This window comes from Rhizobium sp. FKY42, assembly GCF_005222835.1.
GTDB lineage: Bacteria > Pseudomonadota > Alphaproteobacteria > Rhizobiales > Rhizobiaceae > Neorhizobium.
The window spans coordinates 1-7,414 of record NZ_STGA01000030.1 but is presented as its reverse complement, the minus strand read 5'-3'; the positions used below and the strand labels follow the sequence as shown (position 1 = coordinate 7,414).

Below are 7,414 nucleotides of genomic sequence, written 5' to 3'. Positions count from 1 at the left end.
TAGCAAAACCGCTTCTAGCGGTTCAAGCGCAGCGTTTCAAACCTCCACCTCTGGTGGAGGTCATGACTTCGTGGCAGGAAGTCTTCATGACAGCGCCTCAGCGGAGCCAACGGAGCGGAAAATGAGATGCGACGGCATCGCGAGTGACGGGCGAGAACAGGACACGATCGGCGGTCGCATCTCGCTCGCCCGTGAGGCGCTGGACCTTTCTCTGATCGAAGCTGCCGGGACAGTGGATGTCGGCCCAGCTGTCTGGTCTGACTGGGAGCGCGATCGCAGCGAGCCACCCCCGCAAACGCTTGTTCGTATTGCCGAGACCTTGCAAGTGACCCTCTACTGGCTGCTGACTGGACGTGGAGTCGGGCCGCGTTGGGAGGATCTCATCGAGATTTCGCCCTCCGCGTTGGAGTGCTGCTGGCAAGGGTTGGAGCCTTCCCCGTTAGTCGATCTCTTTTTCCCGTCAAGCCGGTTGACTGCTCGTCGTTAACGGCTATCTCTCGCCTCCTCGCACCAACGAATCCGAATCTTGATTTGGTCCGGCCCAGACTGGAACCGTGACCCAAATTGGGACGTTTTGTCGGTGTAGATAGGCGTGATGGCCGGGCGGATTCCAGCCAGACGCAAGCATGAGGTGATAACCCTTATGTCACAGCTAGGATGAACCTGGCGCAGAAAGGGGCAATGATATGACCGACTTGGAACAGCAAATGGACTCACAGGAAGCAGCACTCGCACTCTATCTCGAAGAGAATGACGGTGATCGCCTGACTGATATCCTTGTTGCTGCGCTTGATGACGCCCTACGCCTGATGCAGGAAGATGTCGGGCGCGAAACCCTCCACTAAACGGTCCATCGCCGTGCATTTGAGTGTTCGGCGACAAAGCTTCCGGCGCCTTGTCTGACTGACTCTAAGCTCTCACACTGATGCAGGAAGATCGATTTTCACGATCAGACCACGTTGGTTTACTCCCGAGCACAATGAAATCGACCCGCCGTGCACGGTGGTTATTTCTTCGACAATGGGAAGGCCCAAACCCGTGCCACTATCGTCAGCCCGGTCTGCACGGTCGAACCGTCTCATGACTGTTTCGACCTTGTCTGGCGGTATCCCCGGCCCGTTATCTTCGACCTCAAGTCGAATGAACCGTTCAGTCCGTATCACCCGCGTCGTGACCTCGGCGCCCTGCCCGGCATAGAGCAGCGCGTTCGAAATGAGGTTCTTCAGAAGCTCGGCAATGAGCAGCGGTTCTGCTCGAATGAGCGCCTCCCCCTCGCCCTCAAAGCCAAGATCAATTCCGGCTTCTGCTGCATCTGGCACGTATTCGCCCGTCACATCGCGGGCCAGATGAACAAGATCGACCTGTTCGAGCTTTGCAATAGAAGACGCGGTAGCATCCAGCCGCGACATGGTGAGTAACTGTGCGAGCACGCGTTCGACACGAGCGATTGCCGCGTCTGCATGTTCGATCGCCTCTCTTGAAGCGGTCGGATCATTCGATCTGGCAGCCAAGGCGAGTTGCGTTCGCACCACAGCGAGCGGTGTTCGCAGCTGATGGCTGGCATTGCCGGTGAAGTGACGGAGCGCCTCCAGCGAGGACTGAAGCCTTATCATGAAGGAGTTGATGGTCTCCACGAGACCCTCCACCTCTGACGGGACTGTCTCCTGAATGGGTTCAAGATCTTCGGGATTGCGCCGGGCGATGGCCTCTCCCAGACGATTAAGCGGTCGCAAGGCAAGAGAGACCGCAACCCAGACGATGATAGCCGCTCCCGACATCATCAGGATCAGGCGCAAGGCGGAATGCAGTAGGATCGAGCGTGCCAATTGTCTCCTTGCAATCGTCGTTTCCGCAACCGTAACAGTGAAGGGAACGGAAGAAATGCCCGTGGAGGCAGAGCGGGCAAGGGTAGCCACCCTGATAGGATCACCCCTGAACAACAAATTGTCGAAGACAGCAGCCTGCCCCTCCTTCTGGGAAAGTGTCGGTAGGGTCTGGTAGCCGGTGATGAAGCTGCCCGAGGGGCCATCTACCCTATAGAAAACACGGTCTTGCGCAGCGGATGTCAGCATTTCCAAAGCAACGTAGGGAATATCCACTTCCAGCGAGCCGTCTTCGGCAACGACCACCCGCTCGGCAATTGCTAGCGCGGAGCCCGCCAGAACGCGGTCCGACACTTCGTTGGCCGTTTGCTGCGCCTCCCTCCAGGTATCGACCAGAGCAATGCTGCCGAGCACCGCCGTCCCGGCTAGTAGCCAGACAAGCAGGCGTCCGCTAATAGACCTTGCAACCGACCTCATGTCTCGATCTGTGCCTGATCGAGGTAATATCCTATGCCCCGGGCGGTCTTCACGGTCAGCCCATAGGCTTGCAGCCGTTTGCGCAGACGGCTGACATACTGCTCGATCGCGTTGGCGGACAGGTCATCATCGAAACCAGAGAGCGAGCCGATGATGGCATCCTTGCTGACCACTTTCCCGGCCCGCAAGAAAAGAAGCTCCAGCAGAGCCAGTTCACGCGCCGGGATATCAACCGGGCGTCCAGCACTCGTGAAGCTGCGAGATGTCAGGTCGAAGGCCAGCGCCCCGAATTCTACGCGCGAACTGCGCAAACCCGCCTGACGCCTGAGCAGAACGCGAATTCGCGCTTCAAGCTCGGAAACATCGAACGGCTTCGTGAGATAATCGTCTGCTCCGAGATCCAGCCCCCTCACCCGTTCCTCAGGCGCGCCACGCGCCGTCACGATGATAACGGCTGCCTGATTCTGATGCGAGCGAAGAGAGCGCAAAACGTCCAGCCCATCCATTTCCGGAAGGTTCAGATCGAGAATGATGAGATCGAAAGCTTCCGCTCTTGCGGCCGATTCTGCCGAGAGACCATCACCCACGACATCGACCGTGTAGCCGCTACCGCGCAGGATTGTCGCCAGACCCTCCGAAAGCGTCGCGTTGTCTTCAACCAGCAGAATTCGCAAAGAAATATCCCTCCAGCCAAGCCGTAGGATAGAGGTGAAACAAGCGCCTGTCACGCCGCGATGGGCCAAATTCACCAGCTTCCGCTTGTGGATGGCGATGGCGTTCGGCATCATGGCCAGCATGAAAGCTTCACGCCTTGCCATGTTCGTCGCACTTATGTTCTCCGCACCGGTCGCGCATGCGGAGGTTACGCTGTTTCCCGCGATTTCCGGGCGGACCAACGCGCCGGAACTGGTGGTCTATTCCTCGCTCGACGAACCACTGGCCAAGCCGATGATCGTGAAGTTCCAGCAGGCAAATCCCGACATTGCCGTCCGCTATGAGGATATGCTGACTGGAGTCATCTACGACCGGATCGTGCAGGAAACGGACTCTGGCCGGAAAACGGCGGATTTCGCTTTTTCATCAGCCATGGACCTGCAAGTCAAACTGGCCAATGACGGCTATGCGCAGGCGAGCCATCTGCCGATGAGTCTTCGGTGGCCAAACTGGGCGAACTGGCGCGATACCGCCTATGCGCTGACCTTCGAGCCTGCCGTCTTCGTCTATCACAAGCCGAGCTTCAGGAGCCTGACAGTGCCTTCAACTCGTGCCGAATTCATCCAATTCCTGCAAGGTCAGGGAGATGCGGTACACGGACGCATCGCAACCTACGACATTGAGCGATCCGGCGTCGGTTTCCTCTTCATGTCTCGGGATCAAGAGCAGTTTGATGATATCTGGTCCGTCGTGAAGGCAATGGGCGCCGCGGGTGTGAAACTCTATTCGACGAGCCAGGCAATTCTGGAACGGGTGGCGGACGGGCGTTTCGTGCTAGGCTATAATATTCTTGGCTCCTACGCCGCCGATTGGGCGGCGCGTCATCCTGATGTCGGTATCGTCCTGCCCAAGGATTACACCGTCGTCATGTCGCGCATCGGACTTGTTCCGCAGGCAGCAGCGACGCCAGAACTGGGCCGCAAGTTTCTTGATTTCTTCATGTCGCGGGAGGGCCAAACCATCCTGACTCAGGAACTCCAGATCCCGGCCGTCAATCCTGACGTTGCGGTTGGAAATACGGCAACGACGATGCGCGAAATGCTGGGAGGTCAGTTGAAGCCCGTACCGGTCAGCCCCGGCCTCATGGTCTACCTGGATCAGGTCAAGCGTTCGCGACTCATCGCGAAGTGGAACGATGTTCTCAGATTGCAATAAAGTAATTGTAATTCCCGCATCAGGCGAATTTGTTAAACGTCAGTTAAATGTCAGGATAATGTGGTGGCTTAGTGGCATTCGGGATCGTGGAGGCGCTCCCGATGTGACTGGGGGGAGTGAGCCGATCCGATCAGGGTCTGCCGATTGACGCAAACCGTTCTCCTTCCGGCACAGCCAGAACATGCGCAGCTAGTGCGCCAACGGAGGACAACACTTGAAACACGTATTTCTCGCATCCCTGATTGCCGGTTCCATTGCTCTTCCGGCCTATGCTGCTGACTACACCATCATGGCTCCCGCAGCGCCTGGCGGCGGCTGGGACCAGACTGCACGCTCACTGCAGACGGCTTTCCAGCAGGAAGGCATTTCCAAGAACGTACAGGTCATGAATGTTCCAGGGGCCGGCGGCACCATCGGTCTCGCACAGTTCGCCAGCCAGCAAAAGGGCAAGGACAACGCCCTGATCGTCGGCGGCTACGTCATGGTCGGCGCAATCCTGACCAACAAATCACCGGTCACCCTGAAGGACGTTACCCCAATCGCACGCCTGACTGGCGAAGACGAAGCAATCGTCGTTCCTGCATCCTCGCCGATTAAGTCGATGGCCGATCTCGTCGCAGCCCTCAAGAAAGATCCTGGCAAGGTTTCCTGGGGCGGCGGTTCTGCTGGCGGCGTGGACCACATCGCTGCCGGCCTGATCGCCAAGGCGTCTGGTGTTGATCCGACCAAGATCAACTACATCGCGTTTTCCGGCGGCGGCGAAGCGCTTGCCGCAATTCTCGGCTCGCAGGTCACCGTCGGCATTTCTGGCTACGGCGAATTCGAAAGCCAGGTCAAGTCCGGTACGTTGCGCTTGCTGGCGACATCCGGTGAGAAGCGCATTCCCGGCGTTGATGCTCCGACGCTGAAGGAAGCCGGTGTGGATGTTGCCGTTCAGAACTGGCGCATGGTCGCTGCAGCTCCTGGCCTTTCCGCAGAGCAAAAGGCAAAGGTAACGGCCGACGTTCAGAAACTGGCAACCTCTAAGACCTGGCAGGAAACGCTGAAGACAAAGGGCTGGCAGGACACCTTCCTTGCAGGCCCGGCTTTTGAAGCGCAGCTAGCCAAGGACATCTCCGCCACCGAAGGCATCCTGAAAGATATCGGTCTGGTGAAATGAGCCAAGAGCCTTTGATCAAGGCAGAACAGCGCCGCCCCGATTGGGCGGCGCTTGTTATCGCCGTTATCCTTATTGCCATTGCTGGCGTCATATTTTTCGATGCTGCACGGCTGCGGGAAGTGACCGGTTATTCTCCGGTAGGTCCCGCAACGGTTCCGCACTGGATTGCTATCGGTCTGGTTCTTTTGGCCATCTGGACCATAATTGCAGCCTTTAGGGGCGATTTTCCAGAGCGTGAAAAGCAGGAGATCAAGCCGGTCGTATGGGTGATCGGCGGCCTCGCCGCACAGATGCTTCTCTTGAACACGGCCGGCTTCTCCATCGCGACCGGCATCCTCTTTGCCGCGACCGCTGCCGGTTTCGGCAAGCGCAAGATCTGGATCTCACTGCCGATCGGGATCGTGCTCTGTCTTGTCGTGTGGCTGATCTTTGCCGGATTGCTGCAGCTTTCGCTGCCTGCCGGTCCGCTCGAGCGCCTCTTCCAGTAAAGGTATTGCCATGAGCACTTTTGAGTTCCTCATGCAGGGCGTCGTGGTTGCCATGCAACCCATGAACCTGCTCTATGCCTTGATTGGCGTTACGCTCGGCACGGCTGTCGGAGTACTTCCGGGCATCGGTCCGGCATTGACGGTCGCCCTTTTGCTGCCTGTCACATACCAGCTGGATCCAGCCGGCTCACTTATCATGTTCGCCGGGATCTATTACGGGGGCATGTATGGCGGTTCGACGACGTCGATCCTGCTCAACACGCCGGGAGAGAGCGCATCTATCGTCACAGCGCTTGAAGGCAACAAGATGGCACGGGCTGGGCGCGGTGGACCTGCCTTGGCGACAGCGGCAATCGGCTCTTTTGTTGCCGGTCTTATCGCGACCGTTGGTCTCGCCTTCATTGCTCCGTATATCGTTAAGTTGGCACTGGTCTTCGGGCCTCGCGAATATTTTGCGCTCATGGTGCTCGCGTTCATTACTGTCTCTTCCGCCTTCGGTGATTCCACACTGCGTGGCCTCACTTCGCTTTTCATCGGCCTTGCCCTGTCGTTGATCGGTATCGACCAGTTGACCGGACAGACCCGCCTCGCCTTCGGTGTCCCCGATTTGCTGGACGGCGTCGAAGTCACCACGCTGGCGGTTGCCATGTTCGCCATCGGTGAAACGCTCTTCATCGCAGCGCAGGGGGCGTTCGGGCCTGATAAGGTCGAGGCTGTCAAAGGCTCGATCTGGATGAGCGCCAGTGACTGGGCGCGTTCCTGGAAGCCGTGGTTGCGCGGCACAGCGATTGGCTTCCCTATCGGCGCAATGCCAGCGGGCGGCGCCGAGATCGGCACTTTCCTTTCCTACGCCACTGAGAAGCGGTTGACGAAACACCCGGAAGAGTTCGGCAACGGGGCGATCGAAGGCGTGGCAGGGCCCGAAGCTGCGAACAACGCATCTGCTGCGGGAACGCTCGTACCCCTGTTGACGCTGGGACTTCCGACGACCGCGACTGCCGCAATCATGCTTGCGGGCTTCCAGCAATATGGTCTTCAGCCGGGTCCACTGCTGTTTGCCACCAATCCGCAACTGGTCTGGGGCCTGATCGCTTCGCTGCTGATTGCCAACTTCATGCTGCTGGTGCTGAACCTTCCGCTGATCGGTCTCTGGGTTCGTTTGCTGACGATCCCGAAGCCATGGCTCTACGCAGGCATTCTGGTGTTTGCCACGCTCGGAACCATCGGTGCAAACCCTTCCGTGTTCGAACTGGGCATGTTGCTGGCGTTCGGCGTGATGGGCTACATCATGCGCGTTCTGGGCTATCCAATCGCGCCGGTCGTCGTCGGCCTTATCCTTGGGCCTCTTGCAGAGCAGCAATTGCGGCGCGCTTTGGCCATCAGCCAGGGTGACTTCACGGTGCTCTTCACCTCGCCGATTGCGGCCGTACTTCTTGTCATCGCCGCACTCGCGCTGATCGTGCCTCTTATCCTGCGGGCACGCGGCCGTGGAGAAGTGCTTTCGCAGATGGCTGCCAACGAGGATTGATCCAAAGTCATGACCTCCACCAGAGGTGGAGGTTTGAAACGCTGCGCTTGAACCGCTAGAAGCGGTTTTG

General features: G+C 58.4%; 8 protein-coding genes. 6 read left to right on the top strand and 2 right to left on the bottom strand.

The genetic code is table 11. The features are described 5' to 3' along the window. Both E8M78_RS15745 and E8M78_RS23330 read left to right on the top strand, forming a co-directional pair. A partial coding sequence (locus E8M78_RS15745) for a helix-turn-helix transcriptional regulator (RefSeq protein WP_246658352.1) occupies positions 1–487 on the top strand: 487 nt, incomplete at its 5' end. 199 nt (positions 488–686) lie between these two features. Further along, positions 687–845, top strand: coding sequence for a hypothetical protein (locus E8M78_RS23330; RefSeq protein WP_170973437.1), 159 nt, complete (start codon positions 687–689; stop codon positions 843–845). A 72-nt stretch (positions 846–917) separates the two neighbouring features. Here E8M78_RS23330 and E8M78_RS15740 read toward each other — a convergent pair whose 3' ends face one another. Both E8M78_RS15740 and E8M78_RS15735 read right to left on the bottom strand, forming a co-directional pair. After that, positions 918–2,300, bottom strand: coding sequence for a sensor histidine kinase (locus tag E8M78_RS15740; protein WP_137135966.1), 1,383 nt, complete (start codon positions 2,298–2,300; stop codon positions 918–920). Beyond that, positions 2,297–2,974, bottom strand: a complete 678-nt coding sequence (locus E8M78_RS15735) for a response regulator transcription factor (RefSeq protein ID WP_137135968.1) — start codon at positions 2,972–2,974, stop codon at positions 2,297–2,299. The genes E8M78_RS15740 and E8M78_RS15735 overlap by 4 nt, the downstream gene beginning before the upstream one ends. 142 nt (positions 2,975–3,116) lie before the next feature. Between E8M78_RS15735 and E8M78_RS15730 the strand changes: the two genes are divergently transcribed. The 4 genes from E8M78_RS15730 (at position 3,117) to E8M78_RS15715 (ending at position 7,344) form a co-directional block, all read left to right on the top strand. Continuing rightward, the gene (locus E8M78_RS15730) at positions 3,117–4,169 is read left to right on the top strand and encodes an ABC transporter substrate-binding protein (RefSeq protein WP_246658353.1); all 1,053 of its coding nucleotides are present in this window, start codon (positions 3,117–3,119) and stop codon (positions 4,167–4,169) included. Between the two features lie 214 nt (positions 4,170–4,383). Continuing rightward, on the top strand, positions 4,384–5,328 hold the full coding sequence (locus E8M78_RS15725; protein WP_137135964.1) for a tripartite tricarboxylate transporter substrate binding protein: 945 nt from the start codon (positions 4,384–4,386) through the stop codon (positions 5,326–5,328). Beyond that, positions 5,325–5,816, top strand: coding sequence for a tripartite tricarboxylate transporter TctB family protein (locus tag E8M78_RS15720; protein WP_137135963.1), 492 nt, complete (start codon positions 5,325–5,327; stop codon positions 5,814–5,816). Before E8M78_RS15725 ends, E8M78_RS15720 begins: the two co-directional genes overlap by 4 nt. A 10-nt stretch (positions 5,817–5,826) precedes the next feature. Next, complete coding sequence (locus E8M78_RS15715) at positions 5,827–7,344, top strand: tripartite tricarboxylate transporter permease (protein ID WP_137135962.1); 1,518 nt, start codon at positions 5,827–5,829, stop codon at positions 7,342–7,344. Positions 7,345–7,414: the final 70 nt, after the last annotated feature.

Bases quoted from the DNA above. Each gene is read 5' to 3' on its own strand.
- E8M78_RS23330 (WP_170973437.1), top strand. From the start codon at position 687: ATGACCGACTTGGAACAGCAAATGGACTCACAGGAAGCAGCACTCGCA.
- E8M78_RS15730 (WP_246658353.1), top strand. From the start codon at position 3,117: ATGTTCGTCGCACTTATGTTCTCCGCACCGGTCGCGCATGCGGAGGTT.
- E8M78_RS15720 (WP_137135963.1), top strand. From the start codon at position 5,325: ATGAGCCAAGAGCCTTTGATCAAGGCAGAACAGCGCCGCCCCGATTGG.
- E8M78_RS15715 (WP_137135962.1), top strand. From the start codon at position 5,827: ATGAGCACTTTTGAGTTCCTCATGCAGGGCGTCGTGGTTGCCATGCAA.
- E8M78_RS15740 (WP_137135966.1), bottom strand. From the start codon at position 2,300: ATGAGGTCGGTTGCAAGGTCTATTAGCGGACGCCTGCTTGTCTGGCTA.